Genomic DNA, 23,227 nt, shown 5'->3' with positions numbered 1-23,227 from the left:
TTATAGGTTTGTTTATCCCGCTATTTGCCGGACAGTAAGACCCTAACCTCAAAATTTAGTGGAAGCAAAGAAGTGAGGTGGGGTTGCCCGTAAACGCTCAATTGGTGAGGGCTGATTAAAGTTTCACTTTATAAAGAAATTGTATACAAAATCCCATTTAAAGCAAAAGAAGTACGGCCCGTTTCTTCAGAGACAACTAATATAAGTGCATCACTCTTTTCTGATAAGCCTATTGCAGCTCTGTGACGCGTTCCTAGCTCAGAATCAACTTCTGTACTTTTCGTTAAAGGAAGAATATTAGCAGCTGAGACTATATGATTATTTTTTACGAGAACGGCACCGTCATGAAGAGGGTTACCTGGGTAAAATATTGATTCGAGTAATGGCGCAGTTAAATGAGCGTTTAATGTCGTTCCAGTTTGAATGAAAGCTTCAAGCGTTTCATTTCGTTCCACAACGATAAGAGCACCATGTTTTCTAGCGCTTAAATGTTGGATAGCTGTCGTAATAAAAGATGAACTTTCCGTATAAGGTGATAAATATGCCTGAATATAGTATGTAGCTGCCAATGTTTGTACATTTGCCAACATATGATGAATATCTTCCATTTTGCATAAAATACATTCATCTTCTTTATCGATTGCGTTTCTCATAATCGATAGTTCTCTTTCAGCAATTTCAATCATTTGCTTTGTTTGTATTTTGAGCTCTTCTGACAAGCCCCATTCTTGCATAATCCTCATTCCCTTTAGTGGAGTATTTAACAATAGTGTATACAAATATTCCTAGTAAAATCCTGCTAGATTTTATAAAATATTGAGATACAGCATATTTTTTTCATATAATAAAGATATGACAAGCGGGAGGAGAGAGAAGAATGAATTGGAAACAAGAATTTAGTCGCTGGCTTTCTTACGCACAATTAGATGCAGAATTAAAAGAACAGCTAGAAAATATGAAGCAAGATGAGAAGAAAATCGAGGATAGTTTTTATAAAAATCTAGAGTTTGGCACAGGTGGTATGCGTGGTGAACTTGGTGCTGGTACGAACCGTTTAAACGTATATACAGTTCGTAAAGCAACAAAAGGATTAGCAAGCTTTATTGAAAAGTTAGGTGAGGAAGCGAAAAAACGAGGTGTTGTTGTAGCCTATGATTCTCGACATAAATCGCCTGAATTCGCAATGGAGGTCGCTGCAACACTTGGCGCACGCGGTATCACAACATATGTGTTTGAAAGCTTACGTCCAACGCCAGTGCTTTCTTTCGCAGTTCGTCATTTACATACAGTAAGTGGAATCGTTCTTACGGCAAGCCATAATCCGCCTGAATATAACGGATATAAAGTATACGGTGAAGATGGTGGACAGTTGCCTCCAAAAGAGGCAGATGAGTTAATTAGCTACGTAAACGCAGTAGAAGATGAATTAACAGTTGAAGTCGCTGATGTAGAGCAATTAAAAGCTGACGGTTTATTACATATTATTGGACAAGAAGTAGATGATGCATATGCTGCAGAATTGAACAATGTTATCATTAATAAAGAAATGGTACAAAAGGTTGGTAAAGACTTAAAAATCGTCTTTACACCATTACACGGAACATCAAATATTTCTGTACGCCGTGGTTTAAAAGAAGTTGGATTTACAGATGTAACAGTTGTAAAAGAGCAAGAGTTACCAGATCCAAACTTCTCTACAGTAAAATCACCGAACCCAGAAGAGCACGCAGCGTTTGAGTATGCAATTCGTGACGGTGAAAAGGTAGGCGCAGATGTATTAATCGCAACTGATCCTGACGCAGATCGCCTTGGTGTAGCAGTTCGTAATCATAATGGTGAGTTCCAAGTATTAACAGGTAACCAAACAGGTGCATTAATGCTTGATTACTTACTATCTCAAAAGAAAGAAAACGGAACGCTTCCAGAGAACGGTGTCGTATTAAAAACAATTGTAACGTCTGAAATTGGTCGTACAATTGCAAAAGCATACGGTTTAGATACAATTGATACGTTAACTGGATTTAAATTTATCGGTGAGAAAATTAGACAGTATGAAGAAAGCGGACAATACGAATTCCAATTCGGTTATGAGGAAAGCTATGGTTATTTAATCCGTCCATTCTGCCGTGATAAAGATGCAGTACAATCTGTCCTATTTGCATGTGAAGTAGCTGCATACTACAAATCACAAGGGAAAACGTTATATGATGGTCTATTAGAAGTATTTGAGAAATACGGATTCTTCCGTGAAGACCTTGTATCGTTAACGTTAAAAGGAAAAGATGGAGCGGAACAAATCCAAGAGATGATGGCGACGTTCCGTGAGAATCCTCCGAAAGAAGTAGCGGGCTTAACAGTCGTAGCAGTTGAAGACTATAAAGCAAGCATTGTTACATCTTTACAAGATGGACATAAAGAAGAGATTCACTTACCGAAATCAAATGTGTTAAAATATCAATTAGAGGATGGTTCATGGTTCTGCCTACGTCCATCTGGAACTGAACCGAAGATTAAGTTCTACTTTGGTGTAAAAGATAGTTCTTTACAAAATAGTGAACAAAAGTTACTTACTATTAAAGAAGATATTATGAATCGTTTATAATATAAAGTAATTTTAAGTAGTAGGGAACAAAAGGGAGCGAAATCTCCCTTTTGTTTTATGTAAGGAAATGATCGTTATTGATTCTGACAGAAGAGAGGGTATTTTGTGATGAAAAAAGTAAGAAAAGCCATAATCCCAGCAGCTGGATTGGGAACACGTTTTTTACCAGCAACAAAAGCAATGCCGAAAGAAATGTTGCCGATAGTAGATAAACCAACTATCCAATACATCGTAGAAGAAGCAATACAATCAGGAATCGAAGATATTATTATCGTTACTGGTAAAACAAAGCGCTCTATTGAAGATCATTTTGATAATGCATTTGAGTTAGAGCAAAACTTATTAGAAAAGAAAAAGTATGAGTTACTTGAAAAAGTACAGGCTTCTTCAAAAATGGTAGATATTCATTATATTCGTCAAAAAGAACCAAGAGGATTAGGACACGCTGTTTGGTGTGCACGTAAATTCATCGGTGATGAGCCATTTGCTGTTTTATTAGGCGATGATATCGTTCAAGCTGAAAAACCATGCTTACGTCAATTAATCGAAGAATATGATAAAACGCTTTCTTCTGTTATTGGTGTACAAACGGTTCCAGAAAATGAAACACACCGCTACGGAATTATTGATCCATTAGAACAAGAAGGTCGTCGTTACCAAGTTCGCAATTTCGTTGAGAAACCAGCACAAGGTACAGCACCTTCAAACTTAGCGATTATGGGCCGTTACATTTTAACGCCTGAAATCTTTATGTTCTTAGAGCAGCAACATGTCGGTGCTGGTGGTGAAATTCAGTTAACAGATGCAATCCAAAGCTTAAATGAAATCCAACGTGTATTTGCTTACGATTTCGAAGGAAAGCGCTACGACGTAGGTGAAAAGCTAGGATTCGTTCAAACGACAATTGAAATGGCCCTGCAACACCCAGAATTACGTGATGACATGGTTGTAATGATGAAGAAAATTTTAGAAGAACAAGTGAATCAAGAGTCTTAATATAAAAAAAGAGTTATTGCAGCAAGCTGCAATAACTCTTTTTTATTATGAAATCGTCGAATGAGAATGCTGATAAGCAGAACGACGCACAGCATAGTATATGCGAGGGGCGATAATAGCACCGATAATTGTAAATACAATATCTTTTACTGCAAACCACATCATAATCATCCAAGCAGCTTTATAGCTCATATTACCGCCCATAAAGAGATTGACTGCCCCGTACATGTAAGTAGTACCGATTATATAAGTTAAAATAATTCCTGTGAAAGAGGCAATCGCAAATGTAATGAATGTTGGTCTTTCTTTTTGTTCTACTAGTTTCCCCGATACGTAAGCAACGATAATAAATGCGATAATAAAACCACCAGTAGGATCTAAAAGTGCTCCAAATCCAGCCTTGAAGTTAGCGAAGATTGGTGCGCCGGCTACGCCAACGAGCATATAAACAGTCATGGATAAAGCACCAAGTCTACTTCCAAGAAGAAGACCTGCTAAAATTGCGAAAAATGGTTGCATAGATAATGGGATACCTGCTACTTGAAGGAATGGTGCCCAAGATACAATATTTGCACCGATGGCCATAAGAGCAACGAACATGGCAGCTAATGCTAAATCTAAAACATGTAATCTTCTCATAATGTTAACCTCCTGTTGTTTTTAGGTTAACATTATCGTAGCTAAAATATTTACTTGTTGTCAATCAAAATATTTTGATAAGAAGGCTTTAAATAGTCTCTTAACAACGTATATGGAATACGAAATTGCGGAATTCCACTTGAATACGGAGCAATCTCATATAAAGGGAAATAAATGACGAGATTGTCTGGCTCTAAAAAGAAGTGAAACTTTTTCATACTCATTACCTTTTCAGTTGCATCAGGAAAATAAATACTTTCATTTTGTTTAATTTGTCTTACAATCTCTGCACGGATTACATCTTTATATTTATCTTTTTGTTGAAATAAATCGTCTAAGTGCAGTAGCTTTTTTTCTTTTAAATCAAATGTATTTGCCTTCCACGTATAAAGACCGTGTGCTCCGCCAGTATATTGATAGTAATTCACATATAGGCTAAGAAAAGGTGGTTTGTTTAAAGAGACTTTATAATCAACATTTGCTACGTACGGATGAAATGGTGTACTAGATCCTTCTGTCTCTTTATAGTATTTTTTTGCTTCTTTTTCTAATTTGTTTTTAAATTTGTCAGTGGATTTTTTGTAGTATAAATTGAGCTTATTTTGAAATGTAGAGTCAGAAAAGTTGTGAAAAGAAGGCCTATTTATTTGATATTCTATATAAGGTTTCTTACCTTTTTGCGTTACAGTCTTAACATCGATTGTCAGGTTAGATGCTTTGGCTGTTATTGCACAATTTGGTACAATAGTCAGCAAGGAGAACATAAGCAGTAATATACAAAATTTCTGTTTCATTTAGGTGAAGCCTCCTTATATAAGTGTTATAAGTAGTTTGAAAATAAATAGGTAAAATTATACATTTAATTAAAGCAAGAGAAGGAGGAAGCGATATGGCAAAAACTTTAATGGATTCACTTGGAATTGAGTTGTTAGAGATGACAGAAGATAAGGTGGTTGCTACGATGCCTGTTGATGAGCGTACGCATCAGCCATTTGGATTTTTACATGGCGGTGCATCGGTTGCATTAGCAGAAACAGTGGCAAGTGTTGGTTCATACAATTTAATTGATCAAGAAAAATGTATTTGTTTCGGATTAGAAATTAATGCAAACCACATTCGCTCAAAGAAAGATGGAATTGTAACAGCGATCGGAACACCGATACATAGAGGACAATCGACAATGGTTTGGGATGTTCGTATTATTGATGAAAATGATGATTTACTATGTATATCAAGATGTACAGTAGCAATTAAAGAAAAACGTGAAAAGTAAAAAAGAGGCGCTCTTATGAGCAGCCTCTTTTTCTTATAATTAGAACTGGATTTTCTTCTCTAAGAAACCTTTTAGTTCGCTAATTGGCATACGAACTTGTTCCATTGTATCACGGTCACGTACTGTAACAGCTTTGTCTTCAACTGAGTCGAAGTCGTATGTGATACAGAATGGTGTACCGATTTCGTCTTGACGACGGTAACGTTTACCGATAGAACCAGTTTCATCAAAGTCTACCATGAAGTCTTTAGCTAATTCTGCGAATACTTCAGTAGCACCTTCAGATAGCTTTTTAGATAATGGTAAGATAGCTGCTTTGTATGGTGCTAAAGCAGGGTGGAAACGAAGAACTGTACGAGAATCGTTTTCTAATTGCTCTTCTTCATATGCATCACATAAGAATGCTAATGTTACACGGTCTGCGCCTAAAGATGGCTCGATGCAGTATGGTACGTAACGCTCATTCGTTTGTGGATCGATATAGTTAAAGTCTTCGTTTGAGTGTTCCATGTGACGTTTTAAGTCGAAGTCTGTACGGGATGCAACGCCCCAAAGTTCGCCCCAACCGAATGGGAATTTGAATTCAATGTCAGTTGTTGCATTACTATAGTGAGATAACTCTTCTTCACCGTGGTCACGAAGACGCATGCTCTCTTCAGTCATACCAAGTGAAAGTAACCAGTTTTTACAAGTTTCACGCCAGAATGCGAACCACTCTAAATCTTCACCAGGCTTACAGAAGAATTCAAGTTCCATTTGTTCGAATTCACGTGTACGGAATGTGAAGTTACCAGGCGTGATTTCGTTACGGAAACTCTTACCGATTTGGCCAATACCAAATGGAAGCTTTTTACGCATAGAGCGTTGAACGTTTTTGAAGTTTACGAAAATACCTTGTGCTGTTTCAGGACGAAGGAAGATTTCGTTTGTGCTAGACTCTGTAACACCTTGGAATGTTTTGAACATTAAGTTGAACTGACGGATTTCAGTGAATTCTTCACTACCGCAATCAGGACATTTTACTTCATGTTCTTTCATTAAGTCAGCCATTTGGTCGAAAGTAAGACCATCAACAACCATTTCGATGCCTTTTGCATCTAAAGCATCCTCAATTAATTTGTCAGCACGGTGACGAGCTTTACATTTTTTACAGTCGATCATTGGATCGTTGAAGTTACCAACGTGACCAGAAGCGATCCAAGTTTTAGGGTTCATTAAAATAGCTGCGTCTAAACCAACGTTGTATGGAGATTCTTGAATGAATTTTTTCCACCAAGCTTTTTTAACATTATTTTTTAATTCGATTCCAAGTGGACCGTAATCCCAAGTGTTTGCAAGACCACCGTAAATTTCAGAACCAGGGAAAACAAAACCGCGATGTTTCGCTAAGTTTACAACTTGTTCCATTGAATACATAAGAAAATCCTCCTTTTGAAAGTTAACGTATTGGCGATGACATACTCTGATACTTTGGAAACGAGCAGTATAGCTAAAAAGAACATAAAAAAACGCTCATCCCAAGGCTTATTTGCCTAGGGACGAGCGTTTGCCCGCGGTTCCACCCTAGTTGATACACAAAAGGTGCATCCACTTTATCATGTATTGCTCGGGACTGCCGTTTCCTTGCGGCTTCAGGCTTTCACTATCCCTGAATCGCTTTTTATGCAAGTACTTATAAGTCCGTCATCGCTACTTATATTAGTAATAATGAACATATTCTAACACGTTCTTTTTTAAATCTCAATAGAGGAACGCGTCTATCTATGATAGAGTCTCGCCTATTTTTTCATTATTTATTCCGTAATTTTCTTTAATATGCTTAATTGCTTCACGCTTACTTAATGGAGCGAGCTCGTTGTTTTGCACGTATTCCCAAACTACATCCGGATTTGTTTTTGCATATTCACGAAGGACCCAGCCAATCGCTTTTTGAATGAAAAATTCTTTTGAAGAATGTAGTTGTCCAATAATCCAGAAAAGAAGTTCTTCATCCATCTTTTGTTTATATTTCAGTTGGAATAAAATAGCGGCGCGTTGTAACCATATGTTATCTGATGCAATCCATTTTGGAATATAAGCAGAAATCAATTCTGGGTGTTTTAAAAAGATAGTACCTAAGAATGTAGGGACGATGCTATCGACAGAGTCCCACCAAGATTTTGTGACAATAAGTTCTTCTAAGAAGGGGATATGAGTTTCGTTTATATGTTTTTTATATTTTTGCATAATATCAAGTGCGGCCGCTTGGAATTCACGTTCTGGTAAGTCCCAAAGCTCACGTACGATAATTTGGAAGTCTTTTTTATCTGGGAGAGTATGTATTTGAATGATGTCTTTTAATAATTGGCGTCTTTCCGGTGTTTGAATACCTAGAAATGGGAAGTGATTTTTCATATAACGAGCCATAGGTTCTGCTTTTTCAGGATTTTTATGAGCTGTGAAATGCTCTTGTAATGCTTTTACAAATGGATGCATAAGTGTTTCTCCTCTCTTATTCTCTATCTTCTCTTATTATACAAAGAGTTTGGATAAATTTTAAAACATAACTTGCAATGTAATGAAATATGTTGAAAGTAGAGAGGAGAGGATAAGATGGAGGATCAAGGCGTACTAGCAGGTTTCTTTGCTCTTAGTTTTGCGTTTATTCTTGTTATATTGATTTGGGCAATTATTTCATATTTGTTAACGGCTTTTGCACTTTATTCGATGGCGAAAAATGATGGTGCAACGGACGGGGTGCTTGCGTTTATTCCGTTTTTGAATAGTAAGACGTGGGGTGACTTAGCGAAAGATAAATTACCAGATTTTTTGAAAGAAGAAGCAGGGTGGAAAGTGTTCGGTATATATGTTGCATGTTTCATTTTTAATTTCGTACCAATTATAAGTTTACTAGCAACAGCTGTATCGATTGTATTGTCTATTTATCTTATCTACGCTATTTTAGACAGATATGGAACGAACTCTATATTATTTACGATTATTCATGTAATCACATTTTCGGTGTTCTTACCGATTCATTTATTTATTATTCGAAATGAACCGGTGAGATATAAAGAGTAGATTTTTCGTTTTTGTTGATAAGTCGATATATTTTAGATATAAGTAAAAAAGCGCCCTGATTATCAGAGCGCTCTTTTTACTACATAAGGTAGCGTAAATAAATATAAATGTGAGAAATGATTAATGAAACGATCATAATTGGGAAACCGACTTTTAGGAATTCCATGTAACTAAATTTATGTCCTTCGCGGCTCGCAATACCTGCAACGATTACGTTAGCAGAAGCTCCGATTAATGTTCCGTTTCCACCGAGACAAGCACCTAGTGCTAATGCCCACCATAATACATCGATTTGTGCGTCAGATGGTGATAAGCCTAGCCCAACTGCCATATCGTTAATAAGTGGAATCATTGTTGCGACGAATGGGATGTTATCAATTGTTGCAGAGGCGATACCAGATACCCATAAAATAAGGATGGATGCGTAAGAAATATCTCCGCCTGTTATACCAATTACTTTTTGAGCTAACATTTTGATAAGACCGATATCGATAAGTCCTCCAACAAGTACGAATAGCCCTGCGAAGAAGAAGATTGTTACCCACTCTACGCTTGCAAATACTTCTTCAATTTCATGCTCTTTCACACCAATTAACATAAGTACAGTAGCACCAGTTAAGGCAATGATAGCCGCATCAATATGGAAAATAGAATGAGTCATGAAACCTACAATCGTAAGTCCAAGCACCGTTAAAGATTTTTTCATTAATACTGGATCTTTAATGTATTGTTTTTCATCTAAGCTCATTAATTTTTTAACCTGTACAGGATCGGCAATTAATTGTTTACGGTACATGAAGTAAAGTATTGTTGCTGTAACTCCAATAATAATAATTACGATTGGTGCTAGGTTCAATAGGAAAGCATTGAAGTCTAAATGCTTATTGGCAGAACCAATCATAATGTTAGGTGGATCACCAATTAATGTTGCCGTTCCCCCAATGTTTGAAAAAATAATTTCAGAAAGTAAATATGGAACAGGATTTACTTGCAGTATGCGCGTAATAGATAAAGTAACTGGAACAACAAGAAGTACAGTTGTAACGTTATCTAAAAATGCGGAGCCAAGCGCGGTAAGTAGGGAAAGGGAAATTAAAATTTTAATTGGATTTCCTTGTGCCCCTTTTGCTGCTTTAATGGCAACGTATTGGAAAACACCTGATTTACTCGTAATGTTCACCAAAATCATCATACCGATAAGTAGCGTAATCGTTCCCCATTCAATATGTTTCGTAAAGGCGTTATGTAAATCGACGACCCCCACAATTACCATGAATGCTGCACCAAGAAGTGCGATGACAGCGCGATTAATTTTTTCAGAAATAATAATGGCATATGTAATTAAAAAGACTGCGATAGCAAAATAATACTGCCAGTTAGCGAGTTCTTGCGTTGTTTCGTGCAAAAATCTCATCTCCTTTCATTCATTTTTCTTAGTGTGTCAAATATTAACTAGATGAAACACACATAACGTCATTATAAAGTAGAAAAACTGCGGATGTAAATGCAAGGAGGGATTTTGTCATATTTTCTGCATAGGTCATTTTTTCTTATTTTTTAAAATATTTGTGGGCATTTGACATATATATAAGATACATCCAATCTGAATATTTAAAATGGAATTAGCATTCGAGCTTGTTCGTGTAGGAGTGTCAAATAGAAAGGAATGATAAAAATGATAAGGAAGGGATCGTATGGATGAACAACGATTTTTATTTTTAGACTTTGAGTTTACGATGCCCCAGCATAGAAAGAAACCGAAAGGATTTTTTCCGGAAATTATTGAGGTAGGACTCGTTTCAGTTGCTGGCTGTAAGGTGGAAGATACGTATTCATCACATGTCAGGCCGAAAACATTTCCCTCTTTAACGGATCGATGTAAGAAGTTTTTAGGAATAAAACAAGAAGTCGTGGATAAAGGGATTTCATTTCCTGAACTCGTTAAGAAGCTTGCGGAATACGAAACGAAATGTAAACCGACAATTGTAACGTGGGGAAATATGGATATGAAAGTGCTGAAGCATAATTGTGAAATGGCAGGGATAGCTTTTCCATTCTTCGGACAGTGTCGTGATTTATCGCTTGAGTATAAGAAGTTTTTTGGAGAAAGAAATCAAACAGGATTATGGAAAGCAATTGAGGCGTACGGAAAAGTAGGGACAGGGAAGCATCATTGTGCGCTTGATGATGCGATGACGACGTACAATATTTTTAAACTAGTAGAAAAAGATAAAGAGTATTTAGTAAAACCAGCACCTCCAACATTAGGAGAACTCGTTGACTTTTCAAAAGTGTTAAAGAAAGTGAGCACACAGTAACGACCAAATTGCACATTATGTAATTTGGTCGTTTTGTTTTTTAAAGTTTGTAGTCTTTCTTTAACTGTTCTAATGTTTCTAGACTACGCTCTGCAAAAGGTGAATCATCTTCAGAAAATGAATTCATTTGGGTTTCTAATGCTAATTTTAGTGACTCGGTATAATCCGGAATTTCTCCTTCATATTTTTTCACCATTTGCTCTGGAATGTTCGTCTGTTCACGGAAAGCTAAAGCGCGTCTTTCATGGAAAAATGGTACGTCAGCTTGTTTTACGTTATGTAAGTCACCTTGCACCGGATGTTTTAAAACAGCTAATACTTTTACGACGTAACTGCCAGGGCGGCTATTTGTAACTTCGCCGATGTATTTGCCAGTTTTATAAATACCAGTAACGATTTCACCAATTTCAAATGTTTCTCTCATATTTTTCACCTCAAGTTTATAGTAAGGAAAGTAGGAGAAGGAGTCAAAGAAATCATTCACTTTCGGAACGCCCCCTTGAGAATATGGATAGGTTCCACTATAATTTAAAGTTATATAACAGAAAATTCTGATGTTTTACAAATCCTATAATAAGGAGTGTTCTATATGATGCCTTTATATTTTCCGGAAGATAAAACAGAATATATTATTCCAGGGATTGTTTGCGTGCTATTTATAATTGGTGCCGTTGCTACGTGGCGTATGTTCATTCGTGTATCAAAACGCGAAGCGGAGCGATTACAGAAAGTTGAAGAAAAACTATTATCTGAAAAGAAACAGTAACGCATTTTTGTATGTTTCCCTCTATGCTCGGACAATCTAAGGGCAGAATATATTTTGGAGGGAATGGAATGAAGAAACGGCTTTTTTTCAGTTGTTGTTTATTATTTCTGATGGCAGGTTGTGACCAAGGAAAGCCGAAAGAAATTGAAGTGAAATTACATAATGCTTCAGGAGATGAAGTAGGGACTGCGAAAGTAGTGCAGCAAACAAGTGGCGTGAAAATTACGATTAAAGGAGAAGGTTTCACGCCAGGACCACACGGACTACATGTACATGAAATCGGAGAGTGTAAGGCACCTCGTTTTGAATCATCTGGGAATCATTTTAATCCTGATGATAAAAAACATGGTCTTCTTAATCCGAAGGGTGCAGAAAACGGTGATTTACCGAACGTAGTTGCAGATGGTTCTGGGAAGATTAAAGCGGAAATCGATGCACCTCACATCACACTTGAAGAAGGAAAAACGACGATTCATAGAAAAGATGGAGCGTCTATTATTATTACAGAAAACCCTGATGATGGTATGACACAACCGACAGGTAAATCAGGCGATCGAATTGCTTGTGGTGTAATTGTAAAAAAAGCAGCAGATATGAAGAAAAAGTAAAAGCTACCGTGCTGGTAGCTTTTTTTTGTGTAGTATAAGTGAAAATATATCAGCGGTTATTGGAATATATCGACTTACCGATAAAATAGGACAAAGGAGTCTGTCCAAGAATGATTAGGGGACAGACTCCTCTATTATTATGAAAACGTATGACGCAGTCTGTTCAAAATTTCTTCTAAAACAGATCGTGGACAGCCGATGTTAATTCGAATATGTTCTTCGCCACCTAACCCATATTTCTCACCAGGTTCAACGATGATTTTTCCTTTTTCCTCAAGTAATGCAGTACGCTCGTTTTGAGGAAGCTTTAGACGAGAACAATCAATCCATAATAAAAAGCTACCTTCTGGCTTCGTTACGGAAAGAGCAGGTATGTGAGTTTTAATATATTCACAAGCAAATTGAGCATTATCTTCTATATATAATCGAATTTCGTTTAACCAATCATTACATTCTGTATAGGCACTTTGCATCGCTGTGTAGGCAAAGATATTTAACCCGTGGAAGCCTTGTCTATATTGGATAGCTATAAAGGCGTGACGGAGTTTTTCGTTTGGAATGATAATAATCGAAGCTTGTAATCCAGCGATATTAAATGTTTTACTTGGAGCCATACAAGTGATAGTGCGCTCTGCTAATTCTTCAGATAAGGAAGCGAACGGCGTATGTGTATGGTCTGCATAAATGATATCGGAATGAATTTCATCCGCGACAACGATAACGTCATATTTAGTACATAACGATCCGAGCTGCACAAGTTCCTCTTTCGTCCAAACGCGTCCGATTGGGTTATGAGGGCTACAAAGAAGCATGAGTTTGACACCTTGCTGAAACTGCTTTTCTAAATGCTCGAAGTCTATCACATATGTATCATTTTGTTTCTGTAATGGACTCACGCATAACTGCCTGTTGTTTGTTGTGACCATTTCGAAAAATGGAGGATAAATAGGTGGTTGTACGAGAACGGATTCGTTTTCTTTTGTGAAAGCCTGTATGCTCGTACTAAGAGCTGGAACGATCCCCGCGCTAAAAACAATCCATTCTTTTTGAATGTCCCAGTTATATTGTTTTTTTGTCCAGTTACAAATAACATCTCCAATATTTTCGGGAGGAAGTGTATAGCCGAAAATAGGATGCTCAATACGTTTCTTTAAAGCAGTTTGAATTTGTGTTGGTACTTCAAAATCCATATCAGCAATCCAAGCATGGATAAGTTCTTCGTTTTTATATGTATCCCATTTTATACTATGCGTTCCACGTCGATTGATTGCTTTATGAAATAGTTGCATACGTTTGCCCCCTTCTTCTGTAAAACCAATAAGTTATGAAAGTTCTCTCTCTTCTTATAGAATAGCTGATGTGATAGGATAAAGAAAAGTATTAAAAAGTGAAAAGGCGGGAAGCGAATGGGTACATATGAAAAGATGATAGAGGTTGTGAAGAATTGGGATCCGTTTCAAATGGGACCGGAGTTTTATGAAACAGAAGCGAGCGATGTTGTGAACGTCATAAGTGTGTTTGATGATCCAAAATACATCGCAAAGAAGATTCAACATATATACTTTATGTCTTTTGAGGAAGTACCTGCGCTTGAAAAATGTGAGAAATTAGCTGTGGAATTACTTGTAATAAAAGAAGGCGGAAGCTGTTCATTATAGGCTGTCGGAATTTCCGACGGCCTTTTTTATATTATCCCGCTATTTGCCGGGCAGTAAGACCCCCACCTCAAAATTCAGCAGAAGCAAAGAAGTTAGGTGGGGGCTAATTAAAGTTTCACTTTATTGCGCAGAAAAAGCGATAATTTCTTCATAAACATGTTCAGGCTTTTCTTCAGGTAGTAAATGTCCTGTATTTTCGTAAGAAATAAATTTTGAATTCGGTAAATCTTTGTGTAGCCGATGACCTACATGTACAGGGACGACGCGGTCTTTTTCACCCCAAATGAGTAGTGTAGGTGTTTCGATTTTTTGTAATTCAGTTGAAGATAAGTCACCTTCACGGTCTCGTATCATGCGAGTTAAAGCGGGAAATATACGGTCGTCATAAAAAGGAGCGGAGTAACCTTTTTTCATTTCATCGTCAATTAATGAGTGATCATGAACGACATTCATTAAGTTATGAACAATACCGCGTCTAATAATCCAGTTCTTTACGTATAAATGAAAGAACGGTAAATAAGAAGAGTATAGTAAAGGTAAGGTTGCGCGTGCTAAATAGCTAGAGCTGCATAGTAAAATCGTTTTTGAAATGAGTTCAGGACGTATACGGTTTACATAGAGAGAAATTTGCCCACCCATAGAGTGCCCAACTAATACAATGTTTGAGAGAGATAAATGTTCAATTAAATCAATAATAATCGTTGCTAAATTGTGATAAGAATACTTAAATAGATGAGACTTATCACTTTTTCCGAACGGTGGTAAATCAAGAGCAATCACTGTTCCTGCTTTCGATAGTAAGGGAATGAGACGACGGTAACTGAATGAGGAAGATAAAAAGCCGTGAACGAGTACGAAAGTAGGACGTTCTGTTTTGTTATCGTGTTCATACAATTCGTAATGAATAGTAGTGCCGCGAGTGGAAAAAGTGAAATAAGGACAAGTATATTCGTGATTCATTTTTTGTCACTCCATTGATTTTTGTTCATATCATCTCCAAGGAAGAAGAAAATATGTTAACAAAAAAAGGCAAGATGACGATGTCATCTTGCCTTTCGTTTATTCAGTATTACCCGCGAACAATATTAGGCGGTGTTTTTCCTTGTAATCCTGCAACTAAATTTTCAGCGGCGGTCATAGCCATTTGCTGCCTAGTTTTTAATGTTGCAGATCCGATGTGTGGTAAAGTCACAACATTTTGTAATGATAAGAGTGGATTATCTTTTTGAATCGGCTCTTGTGTAAATGTATCGATACCTGCTGCAAAGATTTTCTTTTCTGTTAAAGCATGGATTAACGCTTCTTCATCTACTGTTTTCCCGCGAGAAGCATTAATGAAGATTGCTGTTTCTTTCATTAATGAAAATTCCTTTTCTCCGATAAGGTGATATGTTTCATCTGTTAATGGAGTAAGAAGAACAATAAAGTCAGACTGCTTCAGTAGCGTCTGTAAATCACAATATGTAGCATCGAATTTTTGTTCAGCTTCTTCTTTACGACGGCGGTTATAGTAAAGAACATTCATATCAAATCCGAATTTCGCTCGTTTTGCAACGGCTTCTCCAATTCGGCCCATACCGATAATACCAATTGTGCTATGGTGTACATCTAGTCCGAAGTGTTCTTTTCCAATTTCAGCGTTCCATTCACCATTTTTCACGTAAGAATCGAGTTCGCAAACACGGCGCCCAGCAGATAACATAAGGGCGAAAACGAGATCAGCTACTGTATCATCTAATACGTATGGTGTATTTGTTCCGATAACATTTCGGTTTTTCATCGCTTGTAAATCAAAATTATCGTAACCGACAGAAATGTTGCTCACTACTTTTAAGTTAGGAGCCACTGTCAGTAATTCTTCATTAATAGCAGATCCGAAATTTAATAACCCATCTTTATCTTGTATTTTCTCTAATAGAACATCACGAGGTACTTTCTCATTTTGATCCCATTTTTCATAATCACAGTGTTCTGATAAATAGTTTTCTACAAATGTTGGAACTGGTTCAGCAATATAAACTTTTGGTTTCACGGTTCCATCCCCTTTCGCTTTATCACGCATTTTTCCGCTGATTAAAGTTTCACTTTATTTTGACATAATTCAATAGAAAAATCTTCTTTTCAAACTGGAAAGGGTATTTGTATAATTTAAACACAAACGAAAAGGAAGGATGATTTATATGGTGACAGAAAAAGAATTAGAATTATTAGCTTGTCTTGAAAAGAGTAGTCGATTATCTGTAGATACATTAGCGAAGCTGTTAAATATAGAGGTAGAAGAAGTAAAGAAGATGGTTGCGAGGTTAGAAAATGAAAAGATTATTGTGGATTATGTAACACATATTGATTGGACGAAGGTGAAAGAACATACAGGTTTAACGGCAATGATCGATGTGAAAGTTACGCCAAAGCATGGCGTTGGGTTTGATGCGGTTGCTGAACAAATTTATCGTTATTCAGAAGTGAAATCCGTTTATTTAATGTCAGGGACATATGATCTTTCTATTACATTAGAAGGGAAAACGATGGGAGAAGTAGCGATGTTTGTTTCTGAGAAATTAGCAACAATTGAATCTGTTGTTTCTACAACTACTCATTTCATTTTGAAGAAGTATAAACATGAGGGCGTTATTTATGAAAAAGACGATGATGATAAGCGAATTGTGGTGACACCATGAAGCAATTTGAACTATCTAGATCAGCAGAATCTTTAAAACCATCGGGTATTCGAAAATTTTTTGATTTAGCAGCAAATATGAAAGGTGTTATTTCCCTCGGGGTAGGAGAGCCGGATTTTGTTACACCTTGGAATGTAAGGCAAGCATGTATTCGTTCTTTGGAACAAGGGTATACGTCATATACAGCAAATGCAGGATTATTGGAGCTCCGTCAAGAAATAGCAAAGTATCTAAAAAAACAATTTGCAGTATCTTATGATCCAAGTGATGAAATCATTGTTACAGTTGGAGCGAGCCAGGCGTTAGATGTAGCGATGCGCGCCATTATAAATCCTGATGATGAAGTGCTCATTATTGAACCGAGCTTCGTTTCTTATGCACCACTTGTGACATTAGCTGGAGGAGTTCCGGTTCCTGTGGCGACTACGTTAGAAAACGAGTTTAAAGTACAACCAGAACAAATTGAAGCAGCTATTACAGCGAAAACAAAGGCAATTTTGCTTTGTTCACCAAATAACCCGACAGGTGCAATGCTAAATAAATCCGAGCTTGATGAAATAGCAGTGATTGTTGAGAAGTACAATTTAATCGTATTATCTGATGAAATTTATGCAGAACTTGTATACGACGAAGTATATACAAGTTTCGCGAGTATTAAAAATATGCGTGAGCATACGATTTTAATTTCAGGATTTTCAAAAGGATTTGCGATGACAGGATGGCGCCTCGGTATGATTGCAGCTCCTGTTCAATTTTCAGAATTAATGCTCAAAATCCATCAGTATTCAATGATGTGTGCACCGACGATGTCTCAGTTTGCAGCACTTGAGGCGTTACGCGCAGGGAACGATGAAGTAATTCGAATGAGAGATAGCTATAAGAAGCGTCGTAACTTCATGACGACATCTTTCAATGAAATGGGCTTAACGTGTCATGTGCCGGGCGGAGCATTTTATGTTTTTCCTTCTATATCTTCAACCGGATTATCTTCAGCGGAATTTGCAGAACAGTTATTGTTGGAAGAAAAAGTGGCCGTTGTCCCTGGTAGCGTATTTGGCGAAAGTGGTGAAGGATTTATTCGTTGTTCATATGCGACGTCGCTTGAACAACTTATGGAAGCGATGAAGAGAATGGAACGATTTGTAGAAAATAAAAAAAGGACAAAACGTAATACGTTTTGTCCATAAAAGGGGGGGAATACTAGAAAGCCATGTGTTAGTAGTCTATCCCAATATTGGAGAATTATACTTCTTTAAGGGAAATTTTTCATGAATTTTGAATGAGTTCTGTCATAGTGGTATAATTTACTAATATAAGGTATACGCATTCTAGATATCATTATCTAGAATGCGTACTAACCAATCGGATATTTAAAATAAATATATCTGCTTTGCTCTCTATAATTGTAGAGAGAATGGTAAACGTATGGGAGTGTTTCATATGTCAGAACAATATACAACAGGAGTGGTTGTAACAGGGAAAGTGACTGGAATTCAAGATTACGGTGCATTTGTAGCGTTAGATGCAGAAACACAAGGACTTGTGCATATATCTGAAATTACAAATGGATATGTAAAGGATATTCATGACTTTTTAAAAGTCGGCGATACAGTAGAAGTAAAGGTACTTTCAATTGATGAAGAGCACAGAAAAATGAGTTTATCGTTAAAAGCGGCGAAAAGAAAACAAGGAAGGATTCTTATACCGAACCCATCTGAAAACGGATTTAATACGCTGCGAGAAAAGTTGGCAGAATGGATTGAAGAGTCCGAGTTAACAAAGTAAAAGAGGAACGCATATGAGCGTTCCTCTTTTACTTTATCTTATGATATATATTTGCAAATATGATTGCATGCAATCATATTCGTATGTCGGAGGTGAAAGGACATACTGATTATCGAATTTCGTTTGTTTCTGGGTGCGTACCAAGATTTTCAGATGGTTTAAACAGTAAACCAAGGTTGATAAGCCCAGATATACCAACGATGCCGTAAATAATACGTGCAAGAGCTGAATTTTGTCCGCCGAAAATGGCTGCTACTAAGTCAAACTGGAAAAATCCGATTAGTCCCCAGTTCACAGCGCCAATTACAGTAAAGACTAATGCGATACGTTGCAAAGTACTCATGAAAAAGCCCCCCTTAATTGTGAAGCATGAGCAAGCGATGAGTTAATTAACTCTTTTATAGAATGGGGTAGTTATGTTGTTTTTATACATAAAAAATGTTCGAAAGAGGATGTATATACATCTATACCGAAAAATGCGAATTTTTATGCAAAAAATGAACTTTTTCTAAAAAATATATATTGGTTACGTTTACAATGGTTGAATCGCTTGATTTACAACTTCAGTTTCGCTAAAGTGAATACAGAAATACATATCCATAATTGGAGGGAAAAAGATGAGTACACATGTAACGTTCGACTATTCTAAAGCGTTATCCTTCATCGGTGAACATGAAATCACTTATTTACGTGATGCAGTGAAAGTAACACATCACGCAATCCACGAAAAAACTGGAGCTGGGAACGATTTCCTTGGGTGGGTAGACCTTCCGCTTCAATATGACAAAGAAGAATTCGCTCGCATTCAAAAATGCGCAGAAAAAATTAAAAACGACTCTGACATTTTACTTGTTGTAGGTATTGGTGGTTCTTACCTAGGAGCACGCGCAGCAATCGAAATGTTAAGCCATTCTTTCTACAACACGCTATCTAAAGAACAACGTAAAACTCCACAAGTGCTATTTGTTGGACAAAACATTAGCTCCACTTACATGAAAGATTTAATGGACGTATTAGAAGGTAAAGACTTCTCTATTAACGTTATTTCCAAATCAGGTACAACAACAGAGCCAGCACTAGCATTCCGTATTTTCCGTAAGTTATTAGAAGAGAAGTATGGAAAAGAAGAAGCTCGCAAACGTATTTATGCAACTACAGATAAAGCACGTGGTGCATTAAAAACATTAGCTGATAACGAAGGTTACGAAACATTCGTTATTCCAGATGATGTTGGAGGACGTTTCTCTGTATTAACGCCAGTTGGTTTATTACCAATCGCAGTAAGTGGCTTAAATATTGAAGAGATGATGAAAGGTGCAGCTGCTGGTCATGATGACTTCGGAACATCAGAACTAGAAGAAAACCCAGCTTACCAATACGCAGTAGTTCGTAACGCTTTATACAATAAAGGAAAAACAATTGAAATGCTTGTTAACTATGAGCCAGCACTTCAATACTTCGCTGAGTGGTGGAAACAGTTATTTGGTGAAAGTGAAGGAAAAGATCAAAAAGGTATTTTCCCATCTTCAGCAAACTTCTCAACTGACTTACACTCATTAGGTCAATACGTTCAAGAAGGTCGTCGTGACTTATTTGAAACAGTTCTTAAAGTAGGTAAATCTACACATGAACTAACAATCGAATTAGAAGACAACGATTTAGACGGATTAAACTACCTTGCTGGTGAAACTGTAGACTTCGTAAACACAAAAGCATACGAAGGTACATTACTTGCACATAGCGACGGGGGAGTACCAAATTTAATCGTAAATATTCCTGAATTAAATGAGTACACATTCGGTTACCTTGTATACTTCTTTGAAAAAGCATGTGCGATGAGCGGCTACTTATTAGGCGTAAATCCATTTGACCAACCTGGCGTAGAAGCATACAAGAAAAACATGTTTGCTTTACTTGGTAAACCAGGATTTGAAGAATTAAAAGCAGAATTAGAAGAGCGTTTAAAATAATAAAAAGCGACCGGATTCCGGTCGCTTTTTATTATTTTATCGAAAAGTCCATCAGTATATTCAAACTAGAGTGGGTATGCTAAAGGAAAAGTCTTGGAGGGATGGGCTTGATTCCGATTCAATCAAATTTAGAAGGACGTACATATTCGTTATATAAATTAGAAGAGGTTATGAAACCACTTGGATATAGTATTGGTGGTAATTGGGATTATGATAAAGGATGCTTCGATTACAAAATCGATGAAGAAGATGGGTATCAATTTTTACGAGTGCCGTTTACAGCAGTAGATGGTGAACTAGATGTACCTGGTGTAGTAGTCCGTCTTGAAACGCCGTATATTCTTTCGCACGTATATCAAGACGAACTAGATGATAATGTGAATACTTTAACCGCGGGAACGAGTGGGATGGATCAATTTGCTGAACCGAAAGATCCAGATGCAGAAGTGAAAAGAAAATATATCAATATTGGAAAAGTGCTCATGCGGGAACTAGAAAAACATTTTCTTAATGGTGAATAACAATGAGTACGTCGCTTTCGATAAGAATGAAGGTATGGACTGGGTTAATCATATATTGATCGTCGCGCTTTATACCTAGTAAGAGAATGTTTTGTTTTAAAAGGGTATAGCTACAATTTGCAAAGGTTTGTCCGGTGCAGGACGGAGAAAGCTCCATCAGTTGTAATTTATTATCAGAGATTTCATCGTAAAGTGAGAATAGTACACCTGAAATAGAAGGGAATAAAAGAGAAGCGGTAAATACATAACTCGTTAATTTATTTCCTTCTATAATTTCTGACGCGCCAGCTCTCGTTGCATTTTGAATTTGTTCAGTAGTAAGTAGTTCTGCGATGCAGTGAATGTTTGGATTGAGTCCTTTTGCAGTTAAAATATTTAAAATGGATTGTGTATCTGCTAAGCTTTCGTTCTTTTCTTTATCCGCTGTTATTAATATGGTGTGTGCCGTTTTAATATTAGCTTTTAATAAAGTTTGATCGTGGTGCGGACAACCTTTTATAAATTCTAAATGATGAAATGGTTTTGGGAGTAAAGAAAGTGTTTCATCAATTAAAACGATATCAAGGTTTGGTTGTAATACATGCATTTGCTTTACAACATGTTTTGCACGCTCATTCCAGCCAACGATAATCATATGACCGTTAGAGGTAGCGGCTTCTTCACCTTTAATTTTCATATATTGTTTACTGATCATCTCAGTAGCGAATAGAACCATATAATAAGAACAAAAGCCAGTTCCTAATAAAATAATACTTATACCTATTAGTTTTCCTATCGTTGTATGAGGAGCAAAGTCGCCATATCCAACTGTAAAAATGGTAACGATTGACCACCAAATTCCGTCAAACCATGTAGTGAAATGAGAGGGTTCTAATCTATGTATAAGAAAACCAGAAAAAGCAGTGAATACAATAATAAAACAAATTAAACGAAAAATAATGGAATCACGAAATGTATCTACTAAATTCGGACGGGATTTCAATAGTAAATTCCTCCTTGTTTTGCAGGACTACATTCATTGTTACCATTATAGAAAAAAGAAAAACTCTCTAATTAAAGAGAGTTTGTTTTATGCTACATACTTTCCACTTCAGTTTGTTGGACACTTTCAAGATGTTGAAGAGCATAGTAAACATCAGCAGTAGGTCTTTTTTGATCAATGGACAGTTTAAGATGTAAATAGTGAGAACCGTTTTCTAATGTTTTAAGCTTCATATTCTTAACTTTTATATCCATTTCCTTTATTTCTTCAATTACAATTGGGATATTGTCCATATTTCGTACAACAAGTTTCACAGCGATATCACGTTGACGAAATGACCTAGGGCCTACATATTTCATCGCGAGTGGTATAAGTTCGACACTAATCATAAGGAAACACATTCCGAAAATCGCCTCGATATAGAAACCAGCTCCAACGGCAATACCAATACCAGAAGCACCCCAGATCATAGCGGCAGTCGTGAGCCCTGCAATGCTATCGTTGCCTCTTCTTAAAATTACGCCAGCACCTAAAAAACCAATTCCTGATACAATTTGAGCGGCAAGTCGAAGTGGATCCATATTCATATGATCGGTATGTGGTAAGTTATAAGCTGCTTTAATAGAAACAATCGTTAGGAGGCAACTAATAATAGAAATAACTAAACACGTTTTTAAACCAAGTGGTTTCCGTTTTAATTCGCGTTCTAAACCAATGGCAAACCCTAAAATCGCCGAGAGACCTAGTTTGATTAATAAATCGGTATAGTCCATATATATTCCTCCTTGTATGATATGGTATATGAATAAAACGCTTAGTATAGAAAGAAACGTTTTTTGATAGAGTAACTTTATATAAAATATATGTAGGAATTACTCATACATGAAAGAGATATTTCGTCTAAGTATATGATATTAAAAAAGAAATGTGGGCAGTTTAAAAAAAAGTTTATAAAAGGTGTTGCATTTCATTTTTCACCATGATATATTAATAACCGTCGCTGATGCGGAAACGCAGAAAAAGACAAAAAAGAAATTGAAAAACTTAGTTGACATCGAAAAACGAAGATGTTAACATAAGGAAGTCGCAAATGAGCGACCAAGTAGTTCTTTGAAAACTGAACGAAACAAACAACGTGAAACGTCAATTTTTATTTTTAGATGCTAGACAAACTAACTTTATTGGAGAGTTTGATCCTGGCTCAGGATGAACGCTGGCGGCGTGCCTAATACATGCAAGTCGAGCGAATGGATTGAGAGCTTACTCTCAAGAAGTTAGCGGCGGACGGGTGAGTAACACGTGGGTAACCTGCCCATAAGACTGGGATAACTCCGGGAAACCGGGGCTAATACCGGATAACATTTTGAACCG

At 36.8% G+C, this 23,227-nt stretch carries 26 protein-coding genes and 1 rRNA gene; 14 read left to right on the top strand and 13 right to left on the bottom strand.

All coding sequences use genetic code 11. The annotated features are described in order from the left end of the window. Nucleotides 1-128: 128 nt before the first annotated feature. Nucleotides 129-734 carry a sporulation-specific diadenylate cyclase CdaS gene (gene cdaS / locus BM089_RS21255; RefSeq protein WP_001158743.1) on the bottom strand — a complete coding sequence of 202 codons (606 nt, stop codon included), beginning with the start codon at nucleotides 732-734 and terminating at the stop codon, nucleotides 129-131. Between the two features lie 143 nt (nucleotides 735-877). Here cdaS and BM089_RS21250 point away from each other — a divergent pair, with 143 nt between their 5' ends. Together BM089_RS21250 and galU are read left to right on the top strand one after the other, a co-directional pair. After that, nucleotides 878-2,602, top strand: coding sequence for a phospho-sugar mutase (locus BM089_RS21250; protein ID WP_001104220.1), 1,725 nt, complete (start codon nucleotides 878-880; stop codon nucleotides 2,600-2,602). 108 nt (nucleotides 2,603-2,710) lie between these two features. Next, on the top strand, nucleotides 2,711-3,598 hold the full coding sequence (gene galU, locus BM089_RS21245) for a UTP--glucose-1-phosphate uridylyltransferase GalU (protein WP_000757815.1): 888 nt from the start codon (nucleotides 2,711-2,713) through the stop codon (nucleotides 3,596-3,598). A 45-nt stretch (nucleotides 3,599-3,643) separates the two neighbouring features. Here the strand turns inward: galU and BM089_RS21240 are convergent, their stop codons facing one another. Together BM089_RS21240 and BM089_RS21235 are read right to left on the bottom strand one after the other, a co-directional pair. Beyond that, complete coding sequence (locus BM089_RS21240) at nucleotides 3,644-4,237, bottom strand: biotin transporter BioY (protein WP_001253381.1); 594 nt, start codon at nucleotides 4,235-4,237, stop codon at nucleotides 3,644-3,646. A gap of 50 nt (nucleotides 4,238-4,287) precedes the next feature. Further along, a complete protein-coding gene (locus BM089_RS21235) occupies nucleotides 4,288-5,031 on the bottom strand; it encodes a DUF3298 and DUF4163 domain-containing protein (RefSeq protein ID WP_000810334.1) in 744 nt (247 codons plus the stop codon). A gap of 95 nt (nucleotides 5,032-5,126) precedes the next feature. On the opposite strand from BM089_RS21235, the gene BM089_RS21230 reads away from it, so the two are divergent. Beyond that, nucleotides 5,127-5,510 (top strand): hotdog fold thioesterase, encoded by a 384-nt coding sequence (locus BM089_RS21230; protein WP_001140612.1) that lies wholly within the window; start codon nucleotides 5,127-5,129, stop codon nucleotides 5,508-5,510. Between the two features lie 39 nt (nucleotides 5,511-5,549). Here BM089_RS21230 and BM089_RS21225 read toward each other — a convergent pair whose 3' ends face one another. Together BM089_RS21225 and BM089_RS21215 are read right to left on the bottom strand one after the other, a co-directional pair. Further along, nucleotides 5,550-6,926, bottom strand: coding sequence for a glycine--tRNA ligase (locus tag BM089_RS21225; protein ID WP_000287154.1), 1,377 nt, complete (start codon nucleotides 6,924-6,926; stop codon nucleotides 5,550-5,552). Nucleotides 6,927-7,271: 345 nt separating this feature from the next. Continuing rightward, entirely contained in the window at nucleotides 7,272-7,985 is a 714-nt protein-coding gene (locus BM089_RS21215; RefSeq protein WP_000553298.1) for a DNA alkylation repair protein, read from the bottom strand. 117 nt (nucleotides 7,986-8,102) lie between these two features. On the opposite strand from BM089_RS21215, the gene BM089_RS21210 reads away from it, so the two are divergent. Further along, on the top strand, nucleotides 8,103-8,570 hold the full coding sequence (locus BM089_RS21210; RefSeq protein ID WP_000390061.1) for a hypothetical protein: 468 nt from the start codon (nucleotides 8,103-8,105) through the stop codon (nucleotides 8,568-8,570). 79 nt (nucleotides 8,571-8,649) lie between these two features. On the opposite strand, the gene BM089_RS21205 is transcribed toward BM089_RS21210, so the two are convergent. Beyond that, nucleotides 8,650-9,975 (bottom strand): ArsB/NhaD family transporter, encoded by a 1,326-nt coding sequence (locus BM089_RS21205; RefSeq protein ID WP_000545210.1) that lies wholly within the window; start codon nucleotides 9,973-9,975, stop codon nucleotides 8,650-8,652. A gap of 289 nt (nucleotides 9,976-10,264) precedes the next feature. Between BM089_RS21205 and kapD the strand changes: the two genes are divergently transcribed. Next, nucleotides 10,265-10,888: a 3'-5' exonuclease KapD gene (gene kapD, locus BM089_RS21200; protein ID WP_000344356.1), complete on the top strand. Its 624-nt coding sequence runs from the start codon at nucleotides 10,265-10,267 to the stop codon at nucleotides 10,886-10,888. Nucleotides 10,889-10,928: 40 nt separating this feature from the next. On the opposite strand, the gene BM089_RS21195 is transcribed toward kapD, so the two are convergent. Beyond that, nucleotides 10,929-11,312, bottom strand: coding sequence for a kinase-associated lipoprotein KapB (locus BM089_RS21195; protein WP_001209343.1), 384 nt, complete (start codon nucleotides 11,310-11,312; stop codon nucleotides 10,929-10,931). 165 nt (nucleotides 11,313-11,477) lie between these two features. Between BM089_RS21195 and BM089_RS31180 the strand changes: the two genes are divergently transcribed. Further along, nucleotides 11,478-11,654, top strand: coding sequence for a hypothetical protein (locus BM089_RS31180; RefSeq protein WP_075717125.1), 177 nt, complete (start codon nucleotides 11,478-11,480; stop codon nucleotides 11,652-11,654). A 68-nt stretch (nucleotides 11,655-11,722) separates the two neighbouring features. After that, on the top strand, nucleotides 11,723-12,262 hold the full coding sequence (gene sodC / locus BM089_RS21190; protein ID WP_023523265.1) for a superoxide dismutase [Cu-Zn]: 540 nt from the start codon (nucleotides 11,723-11,725) through the stop codon (nucleotides 12,260-12,262). A 137-nt stretch (nucleotides 12,263-12,399) separates the two neighbouring features. Here the strand turns inward: sodC and BM089_RS21185 are convergent, their stop codons facing one another. Beyond that, nucleotides 12,400-13,551 carry a MalY/PatB family protein gene (locus BM089_RS21185; protein WP_090978027.1) on the bottom strand — a complete coding sequence of 384 codons (1,152 nt, stop codon included), beginning with the start codon at nucleotides 13,549-13,551 and terminating at the stop codon, nucleotides 12,400-12,402. Between the two features lie 117 nt (nucleotides 13,552-13,668). On the opposite strand from BM089_RS21185, the gene BM089_RS21180 reads away from it, so the two are divergent. After that, nucleotides 13,669-13,920 carry a YugE family protein gene (locus BM089_RS21180; protein WP_000537641.1) on the top strand — a complete coding sequence of 84 codons (252 nt, stop codon included), beginning with the start codon at nucleotides 13,669-13,671 and terminating at the stop codon, nucleotides 13,918-13,920. A 120-nt stretch (nucleotides 13,921-14,040) separates the two neighbouring features. On the opposite strand, the gene BM089_RS21175 is transcribed toward BM089_RS21180, so the two are convergent. Both BM089_RS21175 and BM089_RS21170 read right to left on the bottom strand, forming a co-directional pair. Continuing rightward, complete coding sequence (locus BM089_RS21175) at nucleotides 14,041-14,880, bottom strand: alpha/beta fold hydrolase (RefSeq protein WP_001015204.1); 840 nt, start codon at nucleotides 14,878-14,880, stop codon at nucleotides 14,041-14,043. A 109-nt stretch (nucleotides 14,881-14,989) separates the two neighbouring features. After that, the gene (locus BM089_RS21170) at nucleotides 14,990-15,982 is read right to left on the bottom strand and encodes a 2-hydroxyacid dehydrogenase (protein ID WP_002094180.1); all 993 of its coding nucleotides are present in this window, start codon (nucleotides 15,980-15,982) and stop codon (nucleotides 14,990-14,992) included. A gap of 118 nt (nucleotides 15,983-16,100) precedes the next feature. On the opposite strand from BM089_RS21170, the gene BM089_RS21165 reads away from it, so the two are divergent. From BM089_RS21165 to yugI, 3 genes are all read left to right on the top strand, one after another. Beyond that, the gene (locus BM089_RS21165; RefSeq protein ID WP_000255696.1) at nucleotides 16,101-16,598 is read left to right on the top strand and encodes an Lrp/AsnC family transcriptional regulator; all 498 of its coding nucleotides are present in this window, start codon (nucleotides 16,101-16,103) and stop codon (nucleotides 16,596-16,598) included. Beyond that, the gene (locus BM089_RS21160; protein ID WP_000808528.1) at nucleotides 16,595-17,785 is read left to right on the top strand and encodes an aminotransferase; all 1,191 of its coding nucleotides are present in this window, start codon (nucleotides 16,595-16,597) and stop codon (nucleotides 17,783-17,785) included. Before BM089_RS21165 ends, BM089_RS21160 begins: the two co-directional genes overlap by 4 nt. A gap of 253 nt (nucleotides 17,786-18,038) precedes the next feature. Next, nucleotides 18,039-18,383 (top strand): S1 domain-containing post-transcriptional regulator GSP13, encoded by a 345-nt coding sequence (gene yugI / locus BM089_RS21155; RefSeq protein WP_000003764.1) that lies wholly within the window; start codon nucleotides 18,039-18,041, stop codon nucleotides 18,381-18,383. Nucleotides 18,384-18,492: 109 nt separating this feature from the next. On the opposite strand, the gene BM089_RS21150 is transcribed toward yugI, so the two are convergent. Continuing rightward, complete coding sequence (locus BM089_RS21150; protein ID WP_000105788.1) at nucleotides 18,493-18,726, bottom strand: DUF378 domain-containing protein; 234 nt, start codon at nucleotides 18,724-18,726, stop codon at nucleotides 18,493-18,495. Nucleotides 18,727-19,000: 274 nt separating this feature from the next. Here BM089_RS21150 and BM089_RS21140 point away from each other — a divergent pair, with 274 nt between their 5' ends. Next, complete coding sequence (locus BM089_RS21140; RefSeq protein ID WP_000103664.1) at nucleotides 19,001-20,353, top strand: glucose-6-phosphate isomerase; 1,353 nt, start codon at nucleotides 19,001-19,003, stop codon at nucleotides 20,351-20,353. A gap of 107 nt (nucleotides 20,354-20,460) precedes the next feature. After that, nucleotides 20,461-20,874 carry a YugN-like family protein gene (locus tag BM089_RS21135; protein ID WP_139213307.1) on the top strand — a complete coding sequence of 138 codons (414 nt, stop codon included), beginning with the start codon at nucleotides 20,461-20,463 and terminating at the stop codon, nucleotides 20,872-20,874. Here BM089_RS21135 and BM089_RS21130 read toward each other — a convergent pair. Next, nucleotides 20,861-21,856 (bottom strand): potassium channel family protein, encoded by a 996-nt coding sequence (locus tag BM089_RS21130; RefSeq protein ID WP_000842316.1) that lies wholly within the window; start codon nucleotides 21,854-21,856, stop codon nucleotides 20,861-20,863. The two genes, BM089_RS21135 and BM089_RS21130, sit on opposite strands and share 14 nt — an antisense overlap. A gap of 92 nt (nucleotides 21,857-21,948) precedes the next feature. Beyond that, nucleotides 21,949-22,629 (bottom strand): MgtC/SapB family protein, encoded by a 681-nt coding sequence (locus tag BM089_RS21125; protein WP_000386677.1) that lies wholly within the window; start codon nucleotides 22,627-22,629, stop codon nucleotides 21,949-21,951. A 405-nt stretch (nucleotides 22,630-23,034) separates the two neighbouring features. On the opposite strand from BM089_RS21125, the gene BM089_RS21115 reads away from it, so the two are divergent. After that, a 16S ribosomal RNA gene (locus BM089_RS21115) occupies nucleotides 23,035-23,227 on the top strand; the annotation flags it as partial.

The organism is Bacillus sp. 5mfcol3.1, assembly GCF_900114335.1.
Lineage (GTDB): Bacteria > Bacillota > Bacilli > Bacillales > Bacillaceae_G > Bacillus_A > Bacillus_A thuringiensis_S.
This window is presented reverse-complemented; position numbering and strand designations above follow the sequence as displayed.

What these genes read in the sequence shown, in the direction of transcription:
- BM089_RS21195 (WP_001209343.1), bottom strand. Translation starts at nt 11,312, where the DNA reads ATGAGAGAAACATTTGAAATTGGTGAAATCGTTACTGGTATTTATAAA.
- BM089_RS21140 (WP_000103664.1), top strand. Translation starts at nt 19,001, where the DNA reads ATGAGTACACATGTAACGTTCGACTATTCTAAAGCGTTATCCTTCATC.
- BM089_RS21175 (WP_001015204.1), bottom strand. Translation starts at nt 14,880, where the DNA reads ATGAATCACGAATATACTTGTCCTTATTTCACTTTTTCCACTCGCGGC.
- BM089_RS21210 (WP_000390061.1), top strand. Translation starts at nt 8,103, where the DNA reads ATGGAGGATCAAGGCGTACTAGCAGGTTTCTTTGCTCTTAGTTTTGCG.
- kapD (WP_000344356.1), top strand. Translation starts at nt 10,265, where the DNA reads ATGGATGAACAACGATTTTTATTTTTAGACTTTGAGTTTACGATGCCC.
- BM089_RS21230 (WP_001140612.1), top strand. Translation starts at nt 5,127, where the DNA reads ATGGCAAAAACTTTAATGGATTCACTTGGAATTGAGTTGTTAGAGATG.
- BM089_RS21250 (WP_001104220.1), top strand. Translation starts at nt 878, where the DNA reads ATGAATTGGAAACAAGAATTTAGTCGCTGGCTTTCTTACGCACAATTA.
- BM089_RS21170 (WP_002094180.1), bottom strand. Translation starts at nt 15,982, where the DNA reads ATGCGTGATAAAGCGAAAGGGGATGGAACCGTGAAACCAAAAGTTTAT.
- BM089_RS21125 (WP_000386677.1), bottom strand. Translation starts at nt 22,629, where the DNA reads ATGGACTATACCGATTTATTAATCAAACTAGGTCTCTCGGCGATTTTA.
- cdaS (WP_001158743.1), bottom strand. Translation starts at nt 734, where the DNA reads ATGCAAGAATGGGGCTTGTCAGAAGAGCTCAAAATACAAACAAAGCAA.
- galU (WP_000757815.1), top strand. Translation starts at nt 2,711, where the DNA reads ATGAAAAAAGTAAGAAAAGCCATAATCCCAGCAGCTGGATTGGGAACA.
- BM089_RS21185 (WP_090978027.1), bottom strand. Translation starts at nt 13,551, where the DNA reads ATGCAACTATTTCATAAAGCAATCAATCGACGTGGAACGCATAGTATA.
- BM089_RS21235 (WP_000810334.1), bottom strand. Translation starts at nt 5,031, where the DNA reads ATGAAACAGAAATTTTGTATATTACTGCTTATGTTCTCCTTGCTGACT.
- BM089_RS21215 (WP_000553298.1), bottom strand. Translation starts at nt 7,985, where the DNA reads ATGCATCCATTTGTAAAAGCATTACAAGAGCATTTCACAGCTCATAAA.
- yugI (WP_000003764.1), top strand. Translation starts at nt 18,039, where the DNA reads ATGTCAGAACAATATACAACAGGAGTGGTTGTAACAGGGAAAGTGACT.
- sodC (WP_023523265.1), top strand. Translation starts at nt 11,723, where the DNA reads ATGAAGAAACGGCTTTTTTTCAGTTGTTGTTTATTATTTCTGATGGCA.
- BM089_RS31180 (WP_075717125.1), top strand. Translation starts at nt 11,478, where the DNA reads ATGATGCCTTTATATTTTCCGGAAGATAAAACAGAATATATTATTCCA.
- BM089_RS21165 (WP_000255696.1), top strand. Translation starts at nt 16,101, where the DNA reads ATGGTGACAGAAAAAGAATTAGAATTATTAGCTTGTCTTGAAAAGAGT.
- BM089_RS21150 (WP_000105788.1), bottom strand. Translation starts at nt 18,726, where the DNA reads ATGAGTACTTTGCAACGTATCGCATTAGTCTTTACTGTAATTGGCGCT.
- BM089_RS21160 (WP_000808528.1), top strand. Translation starts at nt 16,595, where the DNA reads ATGAAGCAATTTGAACTATCTAGATCAGCAGAATCTTTAAAACCATCG.
- BM089_RS21180 (WP_000537641.1), top strand. Translation starts at nt 13,669, where the DNA reads ATGGGTACATATGAAAAGATGATAGAGGTTGTGAAGAATTGGGATCCG.
- BM089_RS21240 (WP_001253381.1), bottom strand. Translation starts at nt 4,237, where the DNA reads ATGAGAAGATTACATGTTTTAGATTTAGCATTAGCTGCCATGTTCGTT.
- BM089_RS21225 (WP_000287154.1), bottom strand. Translation starts at nt 6,926, where the DNA reads ATGTATTCAATGGAACAAGTTGTAAACTTAGCGAAACATCGCGGTTTT.